The 19,027-nt window shown below is 68.2% G+C and carries 20 protein-coding genes; 10 read left to right on the top strand and 10 right to left on the bottom strand.

Annotation, left to right across the window (positions count from 1 at the left end; genetic code table 11):
- Nucleotides 1–25: 25 nt before the first annotated feature.
- Together ectB and BLR03_RS24030 are read right to left on the bottom strand one after the other, a co-directional pair.
- Entirely contained in the window at nt 26–1,297 is a 1,272-nt protein-coding gene (gene ectB, locus BLR03_RS13955; RefSeq protein WP_091253519.1) for a diaminobutyrate--2-oxoglutarate transaminase, read from the bottom strand.
- Between the two features lie 364 nt (nt 1,298–1,661).
- Nucleotides 1,662–1,808 (bottom strand): hypothetical protein, encoded by a 147-nt coding sequence (locus BLR03_RS24030; RefSeq protein ID WP_175460554.1) that lies wholly within the window; start codon nt 1,806–1,808, stop codon nt 1,662–1,664.
- A 113-nt stretch (nt 1,809–1,921) separates the two neighbouring features.
- Between BLR03_RS24030 and BLR03_RS13950 the strand changes: the two genes are divergently transcribed.
- Nucleotides 1,922–3,058, top strand: a complete 1,137-nt coding sequence (locus tag BLR03_RS13950) for an LLM class flavin-dependent oxidoreductase (RefSeq protein ID WP_091253517.1) — start codon at nt 1,922–1,924, stop codon at nt 3,056–3,058.
- Nucleotides 3,058–3,519, top strand: a complete 462-nt coding sequence (locus tag BLR03_RS13945; RefSeq protein ID WP_091253514.1) for a MarR family winged helix-turn-helix transcriptional regulator — start codon at nt 3,058–3,060, stop codon at nt 3,517–3,519. The genes BLR03_RS13950 and BLR03_RS13945 overlap by 1 nt, the downstream gene beginning before the upstream one ends.
- A gap of 12 nt (nt 3,520–3,531) precedes the next feature.
- Here BLR03_RS13945 and BLR03_RS13940 read toward each other — a convergent pair whose 3' ends face one another.
- Entirely contained in the window at nt 3,532–4,335 is an 804-nt protein-coding gene (locus tag BLR03_RS13940) for a transglutaminase-like domain-containing protein (RefSeq protein WP_091253512.1), read from the bottom strand.
- Between the two features lie 73 nt (nt 4,336–4,408).
- Complete coding sequence (locus BLR03_RS13935; protein WP_368086973.1) at nt 4,409–5,236, bottom strand: M23 peptidase family protein; 828 nt, start codon at nt 5,234–5,236, stop codon at nt 4,409–4,411.
- Between the two features lie 83 nt (nt 5,237–5,319).
- Between BLR03_RS13935 and BLR03_RS13930 the strand changes: the two genes are divergently transcribed.
- Both BLR03_RS13930 and BLR03_RS13925 read left to right on the top strand, forming a co-directional pair.
- A complete protein-coding gene (locus BLR03_RS13930; protein WP_091253510.1) occupies nt 5,320–5,994 on the top strand; it encodes a DUF1684 domain-containing protein in 675 nt (224 codons plus the stop codon).
- A 4-nt stretch (nt 5,995–5,998) separates the two neighbouring features.
- The gene (locus BLR03_RS13925) at nt 5,999–6,484 is read left to right on the top strand and encodes a GtrA family protein (protein ID WP_091253507.1); all 486 of its coding nucleotides are present in this window, start codon (nt 5,999–6,001) and stop codon (nt 6,482–6,484) included.
- An 87-nt stretch (nt 6,485–6,571) separates the two neighbouring features.
- Here the strand turns inward: BLR03_RS13925 and BLR03_RS13920 are convergent, their stop codons facing one another.
- From BLR03_RS13920 to BLR03_RS13900, 5 genes are read right to left on the bottom strand one after another with little or no spacing between them, the layout of a single operon-like run.
- Complete coding sequence (locus BLR03_RS13920; RefSeq protein WP_091253504.1) at nt 6,572–7,786, bottom strand: cysteine desulfurase family protein; 1,215 nt, start codon at nt 7,784–7,786, stop codon at nt 6,572–6,574.
- An 8-nt stretch (nt 7,787–7,794) separates the two neighbouring features.
- Nucleotides 7,795–8,736: a carboxylating nicotinate-nucleotide diphosphorylase gene (nadC, locus tag BLR03_RS13915; RefSeq protein WP_091253502.1), complete on the bottom strand. Its 942-nt coding sequence runs from the start codon at nt 8,734–8,736 to the stop codon at nt 7,795–7,797.
- 2 nt (nt 8,737–8,738) lie between these two features.
- Entirely contained in the window at nt 8,739–10,622 is a 1,884-nt protein-coding gene (locus BLR03_RS13910; RefSeq protein WP_091253500.1) for an L-aspartate oxidase, read from the bottom strand.
- Nucleotides 10,619–11,926, bottom strand: a complete 1,308-nt coding sequence (gene nadA / locus BLR03_RS13905; protein ID WP_091253497.1) for a quinolinate synthase NadA — start codon at nt 11,924–11,926, stop codon at nt 10,619–10,621. Before nadA ends, BLR03_RS13910 begins: the two co-directional genes overlap by 4 nt.
- Nucleotides 11,923–12,639: an NUDIX hydrolase gene (locus tag BLR03_RS13900; protein WP_091253495.1), complete on the bottom strand. Its 717-nt coding sequence runs from the start codon at nt 12,637–12,639 to the stop codon at nt 11,923–11,925. The genes nadA and BLR03_RS13900 overlap by 4 nt, the downstream gene beginning before the upstream one ends.
- A 195-nt stretch (nt 12,640–12,834) precedes the next feature.
- Here BLR03_RS13900 and BLR03_RS13895 point away from each other — a divergent pair, with 195 nt between their 5' ends.
- Nucleotides 12,835–13,449 carry a maleylpyruvate isomerase family mycothiol-dependent enzyme gene (locus BLR03_RS13895; protein ID WP_091253493.1) on the top strand — a complete coding sequence of 205 codons (615 nt, stop codon included), beginning with the start codon at nt 12,835–12,837 and terminating at the stop codon, nt 13,447–13,449.
- A 13-nt stretch (nt 13,450–13,462) separates the two neighbouring features.
- Here the strand turns inward: BLR03_RS13895 and BLR03_RS13890 are convergent, their stop codons facing one another.
- Nucleotides 13,463–13,936, bottom strand: coding sequence for an Lrp/AsnC family transcriptional regulator (locus BLR03_RS13890; protein WP_091253491.1), 474 nt, complete (start codon nt 13,934–13,936; stop codon nt 13,463–13,465).
- Between the two features lie 187 nt (nt 13,937–14,123).
- Here BLR03_RS13890 and BLR03_RS13885 point away from each other — a divergent pair, with 187 nt between their 5' ends.
- The 5 genes from BLR03_RS13885 to BLR03_RS13865 all read left to right on the top strand — a co-directional run bounded on the left by BLR03_RS13885 (nt 14,124) and on the right by BLR03_RS13865 (nt 18,977).
- A complete protein-coding gene (locus BLR03_RS13885) occupies nt 14,124–15,524 on the top strand; it encodes an amino acid permease (protein WP_091253488.1) in 1,401 nt (466 codons plus the stop codon).
- 225 nt (nt 15,525–15,749) lie between these two features.
- Nucleotides 15,750–16,787, top strand: a complete 1,038-nt coding sequence (locus BLR03_RS13880; RefSeq protein ID WP_091253486.1) for a thiamine pyrophosphate-dependent enzyme — start codon at nt 15,750–15,752, stop codon at nt 16,785–16,787.
- Nucleotides 16,780–17,823 (top strand): alpha-ketoacid dehydrogenase subunit beta, encoded by a 1,044-nt coding sequence (locus BLR03_RS13875; RefSeq protein WP_091253483.1) that lies wholly within the window; start codon nt 16,780–16,782, stop codon nt 17,821–17,823. Before BLR03_RS13880 ends, BLR03_RS13875 begins: the two co-directional genes overlap by 8 nt.
- The gene (locus BLR03_RS13870; RefSeq protein ID WP_043482513.1) at nt 17,816–18,145 is read left to right on the top strand and encodes a biotin/lipoyl-containing protein; all 330 of its coding nucleotides are present in this window, start codon (nt 17,816–17,818) and stop codon (nt 18,143–18,145) included. Before BLR03_RS13875 ends, BLR03_RS13870 begins: the two co-directional genes overlap by 8 nt.
- Nucleotides 18,146–18,149: 4 nt before the next feature.
- The gene (locus tag BLR03_RS13865; RefSeq protein WP_091253481.1) at nt 18,150–18,977 is read left to right on the top strand and encodes an alpha/beta fold hydrolase; all 828 of its coding nucleotides are present in this window, start codon (nt 18,150–18,152) and stop codon (nt 18,975–18,977) included.
- The last annotated feature ends 50 nt before the right edge of the window (nt 18,978–19,027 follow it).

The raw sequence follows: 19,027 nt of genomic DNA, 5'->3' as shown, positions 1-19,027 counted from the left end.
ACTGCCGGGGTGTCCGTACGGATGATCAAACAGTGGATGCCAAGGCGACGGGAACGCCGGTGACGGCCTCTGCGGCCCCGGCGAGAATATCGAGTCCCTTCTGCAGATTCGCGTGGCTGATGGTCAGCGCGGGCATCGCCTTGATGACCTCACCCTGCGGACCCGAAGTTTCCACGAGCAGGCCACGGGCGAACGACTCAGCGGCGATCTTTTCCGCAGTCCCGGGGTGGGGGTAGTAGACGCCCGCGAGCAGGCCCCGGCCACGGACGGTGGCGCCGTCGATGCCGGCCGCGATCTGCGAAAGCCCCTCGTGCAGTTGCGTAATGAGCCCGGCGATATGCGACTCGAACCTGCCGTCCTGCCAGTAGTGCTCCAGGGCAGCGGCTCCGGTGACGAAGGCAGGGTTGTGGCCCCGGAATGTTCCGTTGTGCTCGCCGGGTTTCCAGATGTCCAGCTCGGGCTTGAACAGCGTCAGGGCCATGGGCAGCCCGAACCCTGAAATGGACTTTGACAGGCACACGATATCCGGGGTTATGGCCGCATCCTCGAAACTGAAGAATGTTCCGGTGCGTCCGCATCCGGCCTGTACATCGTCAACAATGAGCAAGATGTCATGCTGGTGGCACAGCTCCGCGAGGCCCTGCAGCCACGATGCCCGGGCGGCCCTGAGCCCGCCCTCGCCCTGGACGGTTTCCACGATCACGGCGGCGGGTTTGTCGAGTCCGGATCCGCTGTCCTCCAGCGCGTGCCGGAGCCACAGGAAGTCCGGCGTCTGACCGTCGAAGAATCCGTCATAGGGCATGCTCGATGCATTCGTCAGCGGCACACCGGCGCCCTGCCGTTTCATGGAATTGCCGGTCACCGACAACGAGCCCAGAGTCATCCCGTGGAATGCGTTGGTGAAGCTGAGGATATGTTGCCGGCCTGTGACTTTACGCGCCAGCTTCAGGGCCGCTTCCACGGAGTTTGTTCCAGTGGGACCGGGGAACATGACTTTGTAGTCCAAATGCCGGGGCTTGAGGATGAACTCCTGGAATGATTCCAGAAAGCGCCGCTTGGCAGGCGTTTTCATGTCGAGCGAATGAACGATGGCACCGGAAAGCAGATAGTCGACGAGCGGCCGGAGTAGTACCGGGTTGTTGTGGCCATAGTTCAGTGCTCCGGCCCCGGAAAAGAAGTCCAGATATTCCCTGCCATCCTCACCGTAGAGGGTGCTGCCGGCGGCCCGCTCAAACACGGTGTCCCAGCTGCGGCAATAGCAGCGGACTTCAGATTCCAAAGTTTCAAAGATGTCCATCTTTCGATGTCCCCCGTACTTCTGCGACTAGCGAAGTGTCCCGAGCGTGGATTCAGCTCAGGCTCCCGGATGACGGGCAACGGAAGGATGCAGCACGACATCTGTGGCGTGCTGATCACTGCTCCCACGGAGCCCGTATTTTTTTCACCAATGGAGGAGTTCCATACGTGAACGTGGCAGATAGTGTCTGCCCGAATGTGTTGCTATGCCTAGGCTAGTCTCAGGCAGCTCTCAGCACCTGAGTATTAGGTACTTGTTTTTTCCACCCAAACGACCGGTCGACTACCCGCTTCGGTGGAGATCCAATAATTCTGCCAGCGCCTGGCAATGTCGAATAAGGACGTCCGGCCCTTGCGCTGTTGCATCAGCCCTGCCGGGCTTTGGCGTCTGACACGATCGCGGACGTCAGGCCTCCGGACATTTCCTTGAGCAGGTCCGGGCTGGTGTTGGCGAGGGTGCCGCAGGCTTCGTGGCAGCAGGGTGTCAGCAACCAGGATGGGCGCAGCGGCAAGGTAAGGGAATATCCCGCCGCTCCGGGCGTTATACCCACCGATACATGCAAATGCATGTAAATCGGTTATAGTGGAAACAGTTCCCGGATCACCGGCCATGGAAAGGCACATCATGCAGATCGGCGTCTTCAGCGTCAGCGACATCACCACCGACCCCACCACGGGCCGCACCCCCACGGAGCACGAGCGCATCAAGGCGTCCGTGGCGATCGCCAAGAAGGTCGAAGAGATCGGCATGGATGTCTATGCCATCGGCGAGCACCACAACCGTCCGTTTTTCTCCTCCTCCCCCACCACCACCCTTGCCTACATTGCCGCCCAGACAGAACGCATCATCCTGTCCACGGCCACTACGCTGATCACCACCAACGATCCGGTCAAGATTGCCGAAGACTTCGCGATGCTCCAGCACCTGGCTGACGGGCGGGTTGACCTGGTGCTGGGCCGCGGCAACACGGCCCCCGTCTACCCCTGGTTCGGCAAGAACATCCAGGACGGGATCGAACTTGCGATCGAGAACTACAGCCTGCTGCGCCGCCTGTGGGATGAGGACACCGTCAACTGGTCCGGCAAGCACCGCACTCCGCTGCAGAACTTCACGTCCACGCCCCGCCCGCTCGACGGCGTCGCCCCCTTCGTGTGGCACGGCTCCATCCGTACGCCGCAGATCGCCGAAGTGGCCGCCTACTACGGTGACGGCTTTTTCGCCAACAACATCTTCTGGCCCAAGGAGCACTACCAGCAGCTGATCGGCCTCTACCGCGAGCGCTACGAGCACTACGGCCACGGCAAGGCGGACCAGGCCATCGTGGGCCTTGGCGGCCAGTTCTTCATGCGGAAGAACTCCCAGGACGCCGTCAAGGAGTTCCGTCCCTACTTTGACAACGCCCCGGTCTACGGCCACGGCCCGTCGCTGGAAGACTTCACGTCCCAGACCCCCCTGACGGTCGGCAGCCCGCAGGAAGTCATCGAGAAGACCCTCACGTTCCGGGAATACTTTGGCGACTACCAGCGCCAGCTCTTCCTGATCGACCACGCCGGCCTGCCGCTGAAGACGGTACTGGAGCAGCTGGACCTGTTCGGCGAAGAGGTCCTGCCGGTGCTCCGCCGGGAATACGCCGCACTCAAGCCCGCGCATGTCCCCGAGCCTCCCACGCACGCCGGCCGGGTGGCCGCCGCGCTGGCCGCGGGCACCGGCGACGGCGCAGCGGCAGAGACAGCGACAGAGACCACCAGCCAGGACGCGTGATGCACGCCAAGACCACAGAATCGCCGGTGCGCCTGGCCGCGGAAACCTGGGAATCGCTCTTCCGCGCCCAGGTGGCGGTGATGCGCAAGCTACAGGCGGCGCCTGCGTTCAAAGCCCTGGCCCTCAATGAATACGACGTCCTGTTCACGCTCTCCCGCTGCCCCTCCGGGTGGCTGCGCCTGAACGAGCTCAACGACAACGTCCTGCTGAGCCAGTCGAGCCTGAGCCGGCTGGTGGAGCGGCTCGAAAAGCGCGGCCTGGTGGAACGGACGCCGGCCCCGGACGACGGCCGGGGCATCCTGATCCGGCTCACCGATGCCGGACGGGACCTCCAGAAGCAGATCGGCCGGGAACACGTCCGGGACATCGCCTCGCTGGTGGGTCCGGCCCTCTCGCCGGCCGAACAGCAGGAGCTGCTGCGGCTGACGGAGAAGCTCCGCGCCTCGGTCGCCGCACGCTGACACCCGGGGCGGCTACCGGATGGCGACGAGCTTCGCCGGGTCTTCCGTCGGCAGCACATCCACGATCGCCGTGACTTTGATTTCCTGCAGGGACAGGCTTCCACCCACCGTCGAGAGGAATGCCGTGTCCGAGGAATCGCGCCCGGCCGTGATTCGCAGCATGCTTTTCCGCGGTGCCAGGCCGGTGGGGTCGATGATGTGCCAGGCTCCGTTGATGTGTGCCTCGGCCACCGCATGGAAGTCCATCGGGCTCAGGCCCGGCGCATACACAGCTGCCAGCCGGGCCGGGACGTTCTTGGACCGCAGCAGGGCAATGGCGAGGTGGGCGAAGTCCCGGCAGACACCGCGACGGTGCAGGAGTGTTTCGACGGCGCCGTCGGTCCCCCGCGAGGAACCGCTGACATAGCGCAGTTCGCTGAAGACCCAGTTGCGGACGGCGTGGAGCAGCTCTTCACCCTGAAGGCCGCCGAATTCGGCATACGCTGTGGGCAGCAGCCGGTCAGACTCCGCGTAGCGGCTGGGCCGGACATACCGGATCAGTTCCATGAGCCCCGGTTCTTCGGGCAGGGCCACACCGGTGACCGTGGCCGAGTACTCCACCACGACTTCGGCGGGTTCGGCGAAGTCCATGTAGTGGAACCGCCCGCCGTGGTGGTCCGAGAGCTCGGTCAGCGGCACCTCCCCGCCGCCCGCGGTCACCGACAGCGTCTCCTCCAGGGAGTCGTACCCGGCGTTCCGGGCCACGGCCACGGCGAGCGCCACCTTGGTCTCGGCGACGGTTTTGAAGGCCAGGCGGGCGGCTACGGTGCGTTCCATGTATCTCCGGGATGTGAGGTGAGGGCAGGGTGAAGTCGCCGTCGACGGCCCGGGGATGTGCGGGTGTGCGGGACTAGTTTTTGATCTTCAGAGACATTAGCATCCGCTGGACGTTGGCAAATTCGGACCCGTCGTTGACGTACTTGGCGGCCTGGTCAAGGGTGTCGAACGCCTTTGCCGGAGCGACCTTCTGGTCCGGAGCCAACGGCTTGAGCACCGTCAGGTCGGCAAAGGAATAGTCGCCCTTGCCGTCCGGGCCTCGGACCACGTTCGGCAGTGCGCAGCTCTTGCCGCCGGCGCCGCCCAGCACGTTCGTGATGCCGTAGGAGCCGAAGTACTTGTAGCCCTGGATGACCCGGAACACCACGTGCGGATCGATGGTCCCCTCGCCGCCCTGGTGCGGCAGGTCGACGGGCACGCTGCTGACCACAACGTAGTTCCGCGCGTCGCCGTCCGAGCAGGCCGGGACGGGCTGCGGCGCGAGCCCCGTCTGGAGGGTGGCCAGATAGGCGCCTTTGGCGTCTTTGACCTCGATTTTCAGTGCGCCCGGGAGCGAGCCGGCGTCGGGGGCAACGGACTGGACAATCCAGTCCTGCGGCACCTCAAAACTGACGGTCTTTGCCGGATCGGTGAAGACTTTCCAGGCCGACGCCGTGGAGCCCGGGGTGGCCGACACGCTGGCGGACGGCGTCGGGCTCTGGGCGGGAGCCGACGTCGTACTTTCGGTTGCGCTGCTGCCGGCCGTCCAGACCGGTGCCCCCTTGCCGTCGCTGCTGCAGCCCGAGAGCGCCACCGCGGCGACCGCGAGCGCGACGCCGGCGCACAGCGCGGCGTTCCGGGTCCCGGCGGTGCCTGATCCTTGGGCGGTGGCTGATCCTTGAGCGAGGTCCCTCCCAGTCATGAAGTCAGCGTAGCTTGGGTCCGGGTCCAGTGCCGGGATCCGGGGCAGAAATACGGCACAGGGAAAGCGGATACTCTGGGGGCATGGCCGAACAGCACTTTGACGGAACGCATTTTGGGGAGCACGGCGATGCGGCAGGCATGTCGGCGCTCGATATCGCGGACTGGCGGCTGCGGACCTTTGCCCTGTACGCCACCACGCGCAAGATCGCGGCCGACAGCCCGGCGGAGGCCCATTCCTACTGGCGCCAGGAACGGGACCGCATGTTCGGCACGCACCCTGCGTCGGCGCTGACCGCCGAGGCCAAAGCCAACTTCGGCGGATTGAAGACGGCGGACTACGATCCGATCTACCGGTTCTATGTCCCCCTGACCAAGGAAGGCGCAGGCCGGGAAATGAACGTGGAGACCGGGACCGACGGGCTGGTGCGGTTTGTCCGGCTGGGCACGTTCGATCTTCCCGAGATGGGACAGCTCGCGGTCTGGAAGCTCAGGGGCTACGGGGGCGGCATCTTCGTGCCGTTCCGCGACGCCACGGCCGGTCAGCCGGGCGGCAGCTACGGGGCCGGACGCTATCTGCTGGATACCATCAAGGGCGCTTTCCACGGTGTGCGGGGCTCCGGACCCGACGCCGAATTCATCCTGGACTTCAATTTCGCCTACAACCCCTCGTGCGCCTACAACGAAGCGTGGGCCTGTCCCCTTGCGGGTCCGGCAAACCGGCTGGCCGTGGACATCCCCGTGGGCGAACTGTACTGAGCGGATGGAGTCCCAGCTCGAACAGCAGTCCCCCGCACCCGGCGTCGTCCGTGGGCCGAACACCCGGCGCCACCGCGGAATCCTGCGCTACCCCGTGGTCCGGCAGCTCCTCCGGTTCACGGGCGTCGGCATTGTCTGCACGCTGACGTCCCTGGCCTTGTACGCCCTGTCCCGGCCCTGGCTCGGTGCCCAGCCGGCCAACGCGACGGCCCTGGTCCTTACCTCGTTCATGAATACCGCACTCAACCGGCGCCTGACGTTCAAGATCACCGAACGCCGCAGGATGAAGCGCGACCACCTCAACGGCCTGATCGTGATCCTCGTGGCGCTGCTGATCACCGGCGGCAGCCTGGCCGTCCTGCACTGGGTCCGTCCCGAGGCGACTGTGGCCGAAGAGCTCTGGACCACCACCCTCTCCGGCTTCGCCGCCACCGCGGTGCGGTTCACGATGCTGCGGCACTGGATCTTCCGCCGCGCCCGCCACCGCTAGCGTCGCCCCGGCTGAATACCTCCGTTGGTCTATCATTTATGGCTGCTCCGGGCGCCCCGGAACAGCCATAAATGATAGAGCAACGATTCAGGCGCCGAGGGCCTGGACCCCGGCGACGGCGATGCCCACGGCAGCGGCGGCCTGGCGGAGCTCCTCCGCGGTCACGGTCGCATCGAAGCTGAACCGCACGGCCGTCTGGGCGACCTCGGGTTCGATCCCCATGGCCAGCAGCACAGGCGACGGCGCGTCCGAGCCCGCCGCGCACGCCGATCCGCTGGAGCAGATCACACCCTGGCGTTCGAGTTCCAGCAACACGGACTCGCCGCTGGTGCCCGGGAAGCAGAAGGAAGCCACGGAGGGCAGCCGCTCGGTGGGGTGCCCGGTGAGGATGGCCCCGTGAACACCGGCCAGCACGGCCGCAATAAAGTCATCGCGGAGGTCCGCGACGCGCCGGGCCCGGTCCTGAGCCGGTTCTGCCGCCACGTCGGGAGCAACGCCCTCGGCCGTTTGTTCCGCCGGTCCCGGCTGTGCGGCCCGGGCAAGCGTCAGCGCCGTCGCCAACGCCACGGCCCCGGCGACGTTTTCCGTGCCGGAGCGGCGCCCGCGTTCCTGGCCGCCGCCGTGGACCAGCGGTTCCAGCCGGATCCGGCCGCGCACGAACAACGCGCCGCTGCCTTTGGGCGCGCCCAGCTTGTGGCCTGAAATGCTCAGCGCGTCCACACCCAGCGCGCCCGTGTCCAGCGGCAGCCAGCCGGCGGCCTGGACAGCGTCGGTGTGGAACGGGATTCCGCGGCCGCGGGCCAGCGCCGCAAGCCGGGCGATGGGCTGGACCGTGCCGACCTCGTTGTTGGCGTACATGATGCTGACCAGCGCGGTCCGGGGCCCCAGGACGTCGGCCAGCGCTTCTTCCGTGACCTGCCCGTAGCGGTCCACGGGAATCACGTCGATGCCGAAGCCGTGGACGCGTTCGAGGTACCGGGCGGATTCTTCGACCGCGGGATGTTCGACGGCGCTGATCGCGACCCGGTCCAGGCCCGGATCGGCGGCGCGCCGGGACAGGGCGATGCCCTTGACGGCGAGGTTGTCCGCCTCCGTGCCGCCGGAAGTGAAGATGATCTCCCCGGGCCGGCAGCCCAGGGCCTTGGCCGTCGCGGCTCGGGCCCCGGCGATGGCGGTGGCGGCCGCGTCCCCCAGGGAGTGGTGGCTCGACGGGTTGCCGAACTCGCCCGTGAGGTAGGGCCACATGGCCTCCAGCACCTCGCGGCGGACCGGCGTGGTGGCCGCGGCGTCGAGGAAGATCACGGCGAGCCTCAGCCCGCTGCCGGGTCGACGGCGGGGGCCACGGCCAGCTCGATATCGAGGCCGAGGTCCAGGGCCGTGACGCTGTGGGTCAGGCCGCCGATCGAGATGACGTCCACACCGGTGGCCGCGATGTCCGCCACGGTGGCGAGGTTGACGTTGCCGCTGGCTTCGACGCGGGCCCTGCCGCCCACCAGCCGGACGCCGGCCGCCAGCCCGGACAGGGAGAAGTTGTCCAGCATGATGGTGTCCACCCCGGCGGCCAGGACCGGCTCGATCTGCTCCATGGTGTCCACTTCCACCTCGAAGTGAGTCGTGTGGCCGAGCTGGGCCTTGGCGCGCCGCAGCACCTCGGTGAGCTTCGCTGGATCGCCCCCGGTGAGGACTGCCAGGTGGTTGTCCTTGGCCAGGACGGCGTCCGAGAGGCTGAAGCGGTGGTTGGCGCCGCCGCCGCAGCGCACGGCGTAGCGTTCCAAGACCCGGAGCCCCGGCGTCGTCTTGCGGGTGTCGGTGATCCGCGCGCCGGTACCGTCCACGAGAGCCACGAACTCGGCGGTCCTGGTGGCGATGGCGCTCATCCGCTGCACCAGGTTCAGCCCGACGCGTTCGGCCAGCAGCACGGCGCGGGCGTTCCCGGTCACCCGGGCCAGGGCCGTTCCGGCGACAAAAGACTCGCCGTCACTGACCAGGAGTTCGACGACGGCGTCGGGGTCGGTCAGCGTCATCGCCGCGGCGAACACCTCGCCGCCGCTCAGCACGCCGGGAACGCGGGCGTTCAATACCGCGCTCGCGCGCGCCTGTGCGGGGATGAGCGTCTGCGAGGTGATGTCGCCGTACGGGGCGTCCTCCTGCAGCGCCGTGTGGAGGACGGCCAGGACGGCGGCCTTGGGCAGGCTCCCGGCGAGCGCCGCGGTGCGGGAGGGCAGGGTTTCCGGGGCAGCGGTTGCTGTCATGGCTAGATCCTTTGCATGGGGCGGGCAGCGGCATGATGCCGGCCGCCGGAGGTCAGTGAGGCGGGACCGGACTGCACCGCAGCCTCGGCATGGTCTTCGTTGTGTGCAGTGTCGTTCGAGCGGGCGGCATCTGCCCGGCGGGAGGTGTCGGCCCGGGCGGTGTCCGCCCGGTAGTGGGCGCCGACGGACTGCGTGCGGTTGAGGGCAGCCGTCACAAGCAAGCGGGCCGCGAGGAGCAGGTTCCGGTCCTCGCGGGCACCCTGGTCCAGGCCGGCATCGGGAGCGGTCTCAGACTGGACAACGGCGTCCCAGGCCGCCAGCACGGTCTCCGCCTCCCGCAGTTGCTCCCCGCTGCGCATTACCCCGGCGTTCGCCGTCATCAACCGCCGAAGAGCGTCGCGCGAGAAAACCCCGTACGCGGATACCGACGTCACAAAATCTTCGGACACGCTCGCTGAAGTGTCCTCCCCTGACGTGAAGTCGTGCGACGGCGCTGCGGAAGCCTGCGTCAAGGGGAGGCCGCCCGCGGCCGAGACAGCACGCGGAGCAGTGGTGTCGTGCGACGGGTCGGCGCGCAGGAAGTCCTCGACGGCGCGGCGGCCGAACACGAGCCCCTCCAGCAGCGAGTTGCTCGCCAGCCGGTTGGCCCCCTGGGCACCCGTGCGGGCGACCTCGCCGGCGGCATACAGGCCCGGAACGGACGTGCGGCCCCACAGATCGGTGCAGACGCCACCCATCCAGTAGTGGGCTGCCGGGGACACGGGTACCGGCTCGGCGGTCCAGTCATACCCGATGGCCCGGGTGGCGGCTGTGATGGTCGGGAACCGCCGGGCGAGGAACCCGGTGCCACGGGCGGACTCGATGCCGCGCGCGTCCAGGTAGACCGGGCTGTCCGGCGCGGCGCCCGTGGCGGCCAGGTGGAGGGCGATGCTGCGGGAGACGACGTCGCGCGGGGCGAGCTCGGCGTCCGGGTGGTAGTCCGGCATGAAGCGGTAGCCCGCGGAGTCCAGCAGGACCGCCCCCTCGCCGCGGACCGCTTCGGAGATGAGCAGGGCCGGCGGGCCGCCCGGAACCTCCTCGGCGGCAAGGGTGGTGGGGTGGAACTGGAAGAACTCGAGGTCCCGCACCGCGGCGCCGGCACGCCAGGCCAGGGCGAGGCCGTCGGCGGTGGCGACGGAGGGGTTGCTCGTGCGGGCAAAGAGCCGGCCGGCACCCCCGGTGGCGAGGAGGACGGCGTCGGCGGCCAGCCGGTGGGTCCGGCCGCCGGCCAGATATTCCACGCCGGTGACCCGGACCGGGGTCGTGCTGCCCTGCTGTGAGGGCGATCCGGACTGGCCGTCCGGCCCCGCGTCGGTCAGGAGATCCGTGACGAACGCGCTGGTCTCCACCCGGAGCAGGCCCTGGACTGTGCGTTCCAGGACCGTGCGTTCAAGGACGGCGGCGACGAGCCCGCGGGCGATGCAGGCGCCCGTCGCGTCCCCGCCGGCGTGCAGGATGCGCGGCGCCGAATGCGCGGCTTCGAGGCCCAGGGCCGGGCCGCCGTCGGGACGGGCGTCAAAGTGCACGCCGTAGCGGCCCAGGCCGGCGATGTCACGGACTGCCTCCGTGCACAGGACCCGGACGGCCTCGGCATCGTTGAGCCCGGCGCCGGCGGCGAGGGTGTCGGCGATGTGGGCGGCCACGGAGTCCCCGGGGGCGGCGTCCCCCGGCGCCAGGACGGCAGAGACACCGCCCTGGGCATAGAAGGTGTTGCTTTGCTCCAGCGTCCCCTTGCTCAGGAGGACCACCTCGATGTCACGTCCGCTGCCGGCCGCGGCGTCGGAAGCGAGCAGCGCGGCGTAGAGCCCGGCAACCCCGCTGCCGACAATCACCAGCCGCCTGGTCACGGCCGCGCCGCCAGCATGCGTTCCAGCGCCACCCTTGCAGGGGCCGCGACGTCGTCCTCCACCGTGATGCGGTTGACCACTTCGCCCCGGACGAGCGCCTCCAGGACCCAGGCAAGGTAGCCGGGGTGGATGCGGTACATCGTGGAGCAGGGGCAGATCACCGGGTCCAGGCAGAAGATGGTGTGCTGCGGATACTCCGCGGCCAGCCGGTTGACGAGGTTGATCTCCGTGCCGACGGCGAAGGCGGTGGGCTCCGTGGCGGCGGCGATGGCCTTGCGGATGAAGTCGGTGGAGCCGGCGGCGTCGGCGGCGTCGACCACCTCCATGGGGCATTCCGGGTGCACGATCACCTGCACGCCGGGGAACTCGGCCCGGGCCTTGTCGATCTGTCCGACGTTGAAGCGCTTGTGGACGGAGCAGAAACCGTGCCAGAGGATCACCCGGGAGTCCTGCAGCGTCCGCTCATCGTTGCCGCCGAGGTCCTTGCGCGGGTTCCACATGGGCATCCGGTCCAGCGGGACACCCATGGCCTTGGCGGTGTTGCGGCCCAGGTGCTGGTCCGGGAAGAAGAGCACGCGCTGGCCACGCTCGAACGCCCATTCGAGCACGGTGGCGGCGTTCGAGGAGGTGCAGACGATGCCGCCATGCTCGCCGCAGAAGCCCTTGAGGGCGGCCGAGGAGTTCATGTAGGTGACCGGAATGACCGGAACCCGGCCGTCGGCGTCGGGTTCGGTGCCGAAAAGCTCCTCGAGCTGTTCCCAGCACTCGGTGACCGAGTCGATGTCCGCCATGTCCGCCATGGAGCAGCCCGCGGCAAGGTTGGGCAGGATGACGGCCTGCTCGGGCCGGGACAGGATGTCCGCGGTTTCGGCCATGAAGTGGACGCCGCAGAAGATGATGGCTTCGGCTTCCGGGCGGGTCAGTGCAGCGTTGGCGAGCTGGAAGGAATCGCCCACGAAGTCGGCGTATTCGACCACTTCGTCGCGCTGGTAGAAGTGCCCCAGCACGACGGCGCGCTCCCCTAGTGCCGCTTTCGCGGCGCGGATGCGGGCGTCGAGTTCGGCGTCGCTGGCGAGCTTGTACTCCTCCGGCAGCTGCCCCTGCCGCGGGGTCGACGCCGGGGCGGCGTCGGCGGACGAGGCACCGGGACCGTACGCGGGCACCCCGGCGAGGGCCTCGGCGAGGTCGAAGTCCCACGGCCCGCGCGCCAGGGCGGGGCTGCAGGTGTTGGCCGCCGCGCCGCCTGCCATGGTGGTGGCCTGCTCGCGCGTGATCAGCTGGATTGCCGTGTTGACGCTGCTCATGGTGTGCTCCTGTTGTCTGGGTCAAGGCCGGGGCGGCCGGTAAAGCGGTAGAGGCGGGGCGGGCGGTGCTTGCCGCCCTGCAGGTATTGATCGGTTTCTTCGATTTCCGGCGTGGCCTTGACCTGCCGGCGGAAGTTGGCCGGATCGAGTTCGCGGTCCAGGACGGCCTCGTAGACTTCCCGGACCTGGGCGAGGGTGAAGTACTCGCCCAGCAGGTGGTAGGCGATGGATCCATAGGCCATCTTGTTGCGCAGCCGCCACAGGGCGTAGTCGATGATCGCGTTGTGGTCGAAGGCGAGCTCGCCGAGCCGGTCGGCGCGGAACCAGCGCACGTTCTCCGACTCGTCCGCGAGCGCGGCCTCCGTTGGCTGGACCAGCGCCCAGTACACGATCGAGACGACGCGCTGGGTAGGTGAGCGGTGCAGGCCGCCGAAGGCGTAGAGCTGCTCGAGGAAGTTCGGGGCCAGTCCGGTGGTCTCGCGCAGGTTGCGGGACGCGGCGTCTTGGAGGGACTCGGAATGCGTGAGCGGGCCGCCGGGCAGTGCCCAGAGGTCCTTGAACGGTTCCCGGATGCGGCGCACCAGCGGAATCCAGAGGGTGGGCCGTCCGGACCGCTCGCTGGGACGCAGCGCAAAGATCACAGTGGAGATGGCCAGCGACGGCGGGGCGAGCTGGCGCTCCGAGACGTTGGCAGCTGTCGTGTAAACGGCGATTCACCCCGCATTCCAGATTCCCGGGCGGTCCCCGTGCGGACCCCCGGAAGGTGCCGACCCGACCGGCGGACTAGTTATAGTCAATATGACCAGAACTAATTCTACGACCATTGGCCCCTGAAGCGAAATGTTGCAGCCCTGCCATCACTGCCGGCGCGGTTGGAAGCTCACGCCGGCGGGACAATAATCGGCGGTATGGATGCTGTGGAGATTAGATTCTGCTACCACGGAGCGGCGCGTGCGTTCCTGGAACTGGTGGAACACGTGCCCGATTCCGCCTGGACCAGGCCGGCACTGGGCCAGTGGGACGTCCGCGCACTGACGGGCCACACGAGCCGGGCGTTGAGCACCGTCGAGACGTACCTCTCCACCCCAGCCAGCGGAGACAGGCTCGACGGCCCGATGGCCTATTTCCTGGCGATCCGCGGCGGCGTGCCGCCCGAGGCCATCGCCGCGCGCGGCCGGGAGGCCGGCGAAGCCCTCGGGCGGGACCCGGCCGCCGCCGTCAGGAAGCTCGTGGATCGGGTCACGGAACTCGTCGGGAAGACCCCGGACGACGCGCCCGTCGCCACCGCCGCCGGGGCAATGACCCTCATCGACTACCTGCCGACCCGCAGCTTCGAACTGGCCGTGCACGGCCTGGACCTGGCCCGCGCACTCGGCCTCCCGCCGCCCGATACGCTCTCCCCCGCTATCGCCGCGTCCCTGGAACTCGCCGGGGCCATCGGCGCGCGGCTGCCCTCGGCCCCGGACCTGCTGCTCCTGCTCACGGGGCGCTCCGGACTGCCCGGGAACCTCAGCGTCGTGTAGGGCCGCCGTCGATTCACCGGCGTCCGGCCGCGGCCTCCAGCAGCGGCAGCGTGCGCCCCTGGAAGTGGGTGTTCAGGACGATCACGGAGGAGGAACGCAGGACGGTCCTGGTGGCGATCATGGCATCGAGGACGCGCTGGAGGTCCGAATTGGAGCGTGCGGCTATGCGGGCCATGAGGTCCGAACTCCCGGAGACGGTGTGGATTTCGATCAGCTCGGGGATCTGCGCCAGGGCCTCCACGACGGCGTCGTGCCCGAGGTCCTGGTTGATGGTGAGGGAACAGAACGCCACCACGGGGAAGCCGAAGTGCGCCGGGTCGGGCTGCGGCACCCAGGAGCCGATCACGCCCCCGTCCTGCATCCGGTCCAGCCGCGACTGGACGGTGGCGCGGGCCACCTTCAGGACCCGCGAGGCTTCCAGGACAGAGGCCCTCGGTGAATCCGTGAAAAATCGGACAATCTTTGCATCCAGCGGATCGACATCCATGGGTTCTTCCCTCCCAAGCGGCCCGGGCCGGACAAACCGCTGCCGGATTCCCGATTTCAGTGAGCAGACTGCCACCATGCTCTCACGGCCTTGGCACTGCGGCGGCCGGAAAGGCCGGGCCAAAGACGGTAAATTCAATAAGTCCCATAAGGACACCCAGATCAAAAACCACACGAAGGTTCGCCACATGACAACGAAGTCCACCGCGAAGTTACCCATCGCCCGCCCGGCCCCGGCCCTGGGGCACAGCATGAAGCCGCGGCAGCTGACCATGATGGGACTGGGCAGCGCGATCGGCGCCGGCCTGTTCCTCGGCTCAGGCGCCGGAATCCAGGCGGCGGGCCCGGCCGTACTGATCTCCTACCTCGTCGCAGGAACCCTGATCATTTTGGTCATGTGGGCGCTCGGCGAGATGGCCGCCGCCAACCCCAACAGCGGCGCGTTCTCCGTCTACGCGCAAAAGGCCATGGGCAAGACCGCCGGCGCGACCGTCGGCTGGCTCTGGTGGCTGCAGCTCGTAGTGGTCATCGCCGCTGAGGCCCTGGGTGCGGCCGCCCTCCTGTTCACTGTGTGGCCGGTGATCCCCGTCTGGGCGCTGTCCCTGATCTTCATGGCCCTGTTCACGGCGGTCAACCTCGCCGGCGTGAAAAACTTCGGCGAGTTCGAGTTCTGGTTCGCCATCCTCAAGGTGGCTGCCATCCTGCTGTTCCTCGGCATCGGGGCGGCCCTGCTGCTGGGCTGGCTGCCGGACGTCCCGTCCCCGGGACTGAGCAACTTCACCTCCAATTTCGCCCCGGCGGGCCTGGGCGGCATCGCCACCGCGCTCTTCGTGGTGATCTTCGCCTTCGGCGGCACGGAGATCGTCAGCGTCGCCGCGGCCGAGACGGAGAACCCGCAGCACAGCGTGGCGCAGGCGATCCGCACCGTGGTCTGGCGGATCCTCGTGTTCTACATCGGCTCGGTATTCGTCATCGCCGCCGTCCTGCCCTCAACCTCGGCGGCCTTGAAGTCCCCCTTCGCCGGCGTGCTCGACACCGCCCGGATCCCCGGCGCCGGCGCCGCGATCACGCTGGTCGCCGTCGTCGCACTGCTGTCCGCCCTGAACGCCAACCTCTACGGCGCATCGCGCATGGTGTACTCGCTCGCCGAACGCGGCGAGGCCCCGCGGTTCCTCTCGAGGCTCAACACGGCCCGGGTCCCGGTGCTGGCCGTCAGCGTCTCTGTCGCCTTCGGCTTCCTGGCCGCCGTCCTGGAGTTGCTCTTCCCGGACCAGATCCTGCCGGCCTTGTTCCAGCTTGTCGGGTCCACGTGCCTCGTGGTGTGGGGCTCGGCCCTCGTGTCGCAGCTGATCCTGCGCCGCCGTGCGGACCGGGACGGCACCCCGCTGCCTCTGCGGATGAAGGGCTTCCCCGGGCTGACGATCTTCGGCCTGGCGCTCCTGGCGCTGATCTTCGCCGTCGGCTTCAGCAGCCCCGAGAGCAGCAAGCAGCTCTTCAGCACCCTGGCCCTCGTCGCCGGCATCGCCGCGGCATGCTGGATCGGCGCCCGCGTCACCCGCAACCGGGCCGCCGGCCGGCAGTCCGAATAGCCCGGAGGGAGTGCCGCTTCGCCCCCGCGCAGCGGCACGCCCCCGGCACGACAGTCACGCCCGCGCGGCACCCGGTCGGCGGGGCACGGCCATGGCAGGCCGGATTCACGGGACGCAAGACAAATTGCCATATGTTTGGGCCTAGGGTGCTACAGAATTATGCAGTCTGGCCAGCAATACCTAGGCTGATTGCCCACCCTGCCGCCGGTGACTAGGGTCACAGGCATGGACACACTTATCCCCGTGGCTTCCGGCGCCGATGCCGGGGCCCTTACTGCCGATGAGCTCCGCGAGCTCTATTCGCTGATGGTGGCCGTCCGGCACCTCGACACCTCGGCCATCGCCTGGCAGCGGCAGGGCATCATCCCCGGCTACGCGCCCGAACTCGGCCAGGAAGCGGCCCAGGTGGGCAGCAGCTACGCCGTGGACACCACCCGCGACTTCGTCTTCCCCACCTACCGTGAGATGGGTGTCGCCCGCACCATGGGCGTGGACATGGTGGCCTACATGTCCACCCACAAAGCCACGTGGCATGGCGGGCTGTACAACCCGGTGGAATCCCGGCTGGCCCCGATCCAGGCGGTCGTCGCCGGTTCCGTGCTGCACGCCGTCGGCTGGGCCCACGGCCAGACGCTGGACGGCAAGGACGGCGTCGCCCTGACGTATTTCGGCGACGGCGCGTCGTCCCAGGGCGATGTCCATGAGGCCATGAACTTCGCCGCCGTGATGAAGGCGCCCGTGGTGTTCTTCATCCAGAACAACGGGTGGGCCATCTCCGTGCCCACCGAACGTCAGGTGGCCGGCGGTTCCGTCGCCGCCCGCGCCGCCGGGTACGGCATCCCGGCACTGCACATCGACGGCGACGACGTCGCCGCCGTCGTCGATGCCACCCGCCGCGCCTTCGCGCACGCCCGGGCCGGGAACGGACCCGTCGTGATCGAGGCGATGACCTACCGCCGCGGCCCGCACTCCACCTCCGATGATCCGGGCCGCTACCGCTCCCTCGATGAGGAGCGCGACGGCGCCGGCATCGATCCGCTCGAACGGCTCCGCCAGCGGCTGCTCGCCGACGGCATCGCCGACGAGGCCTTCTTTGCGGAGGCCCTCGCAGCGGCCAAGGCCGAAGAGGAACAGATCCGTACGGGCATCCAGGCGCTCGGATCCCGGCCCGGAACTGAGATGTTTGATCTGGTCTTCCAGGAAACCACCCCTGCCCTGCAGGCCCAGGCCGCCAACTGGCGCGAGGAGTCCGAACATGTCTAACTCGATGCTTGAAAGCGATGCTTTAGTGGAAAATCCCGCATCAACTACCGTGATGTCCATGCAGCAGGCGCTGAACCGCGCCCTCGACGAGGTCCTGGCGGACAACCCGAGAACCTTGATCTTCGGCGAGGACTGCGGCCGGCTCGGCGGCGTCTTCCGGATCACGGACGGCCTGCAGGCCAAGCACGGCGCGCAACGGGTCTTTGACACTCCGCTGGCGGAATCCGGCATCCTCGGCATGTCCGTCGGCCTGGCGATGGCCGGCTTCCACCCCATTCCGGAGGTCCAGTTCGACGGCTTCGCCTACCCGGCTATCAACCAGATCGTGTGCCAGATCGCCCGGATGAACTACCGCAGCCGGGGCACGATGCCCATGCCGATCACGCTGCGCGTGCCCAGCTTCGGCGGCATCCGGGCGCCCGAACACCACGGCGAAAGCCTCGAGGCGCTCTTTGCCCACGTCCCGGGCCTGAAGGTGGTCTCGCCGTCGAACCCGCACGAGGCCTACCACCTGCTCAAGTACGCCGCGACGCGGCCGGACCCGGTCATCTTCATGGAACCGAAGTCCCGCTACTGGCAGAAGGGCGAGGTGGACCTCGCCCGGCACGATGCGGCCGGTGCCTCCCCCACCGGAGCCAAGGTCATGCGCGAGGGCCGCCACCTGACGCTCGTCGCGTGGGGTGCCATGGTGGCCCGCTGCCTGCAGGTGGCCGGGCTCGCCGCGGAAGACGGAATCGACATCGAGGTCCTGGACCTGCGCTGGCTCAAGCCGATCGACGCCGAGGCGCTGGCCGCCTCCGTGGGCAAGACGCGCCGCGCCGTCGTCGTCCATGAAGCGCCGCTCACCTCGGGCCTCGGCGCCGAAGTGGCGCAGCTGATCACGCAGAGCTGCTTCGGTACGCTCAAGGCGCCGGTGGAGCGCGTCACCGGCTTCGACGTCCCGTATCCCTCCGGCGACCTGGAAGACGAATACATCCCGAACATTGACCGGATCCTCTTCGGGATCCAGCGAGTATTGGAGTACAAACGTGGCTGAAATTTCCTTCCCGCTGCCGGATCTCGGCGAGGGCCTGATCGAAGCGACCGTGCTGGAATGGCTCGTTTCCCCGGGAGACCAGGTGGAGCGCAACCAGCCGCTCGTGGAGGTTGAAACCACCAAATCGGCCGTTGAATTGCCCAGCCCGCAGGCGGGTAAAGTGGTGCGTATCCACGGCGGGCCCGGTGACAAGATCAATGTCGGCGAGCCCCTGATTGTGTTCGAGGTCCCGGATAATACCGCCGGCATCGTGGGCACGGTCCCGAAGGAAGAGGCACCGAAGCGCCGGGTCCGCCTGAGCGCCGTACTTGATGAGGACTGACACCATGAGCGGCAGACACACCGGCGAACAGCATTCCCACACCGTGGAGGGCACCGACCCCCAGCTGTATGTGGAGGTGCATGAGCCCCAGAACGACGCCGGGTTCCGTCCGATCCTGCTGCTGCACGGGTTTTCCTCCTCCTCCAAGCTCAACTGGGAGGACACCGGCTGGCTCACCGCGCTCCTGGACGCCGGCCGTCGCGTCATCACCGTGGACCTGCCAGGTCACGGCCGCAGCGGTGCCCCCGAGGACATGGACTCCTACTCCCCCAGCCGGATCCGTGCGGACCTGCTCCAGATCGCGTTCGACGCCGGCGCCCGCCCCCTGCGCGACGGCGACCCGTCGAGCGGGCTCGACGTGATCGGCTATTCGCTGGGGTCCCGGCTGGCCTGGGAGTTTGGCGCCACCCAGCATGAGCTGGTGCACCGCCTGGTGCTGGGCGGGCCGAACACCGCGGATCCGCTGGCGGACTTTGACCTCGTGGCCGCGCAGCGGTACCTGGCCGACGGCACCCCGATCGCCGACGCATCGACCGCCGAACTGCTGAAGATGGCCCAGTTGCTGCCCAGCAACAACATTTTCGCGCTGCTCTCGCTCGTGGAGGCCATCAAGGGCGAGCCGTTCGATCCCGCCGAGGCAATCCCGCCCATGCCGATGCTGCTGGTGGCCGGGGAGAAGGACGACCGCGCCGCCTTCATGCCGGACCTCGCCGCCCTGGGGGCCAAGTCCGGCGCGATGGTGGAGCAGCTCACCCTGCCCGGCCGCAACCACACCAATGCCGTCACCAGCCGCGCCTTCAAGCAGGGGGCCATCAGCTTCCTGGCCGTCTAGGTCCCCTTAAACAGCAACGCGGGGTCAAGTGACCCCGCGTTGCTTTTGTG

Origin of the sequence: Arthrobacter sp. ok909 (assembly GCF_900104405.1) — a bacterium.
Taxonomy (GTDB): Bacteria; Actinomycetota; Actinomycetes; order Actinomycetales; family Micrococcaceae; genus Arthrobacter; species Arthrobacter humicola.
Note: the sequence above shows the minus strand (reverse complement) of the source record. Positions and strands in the feature narration are given on the sequence as shown.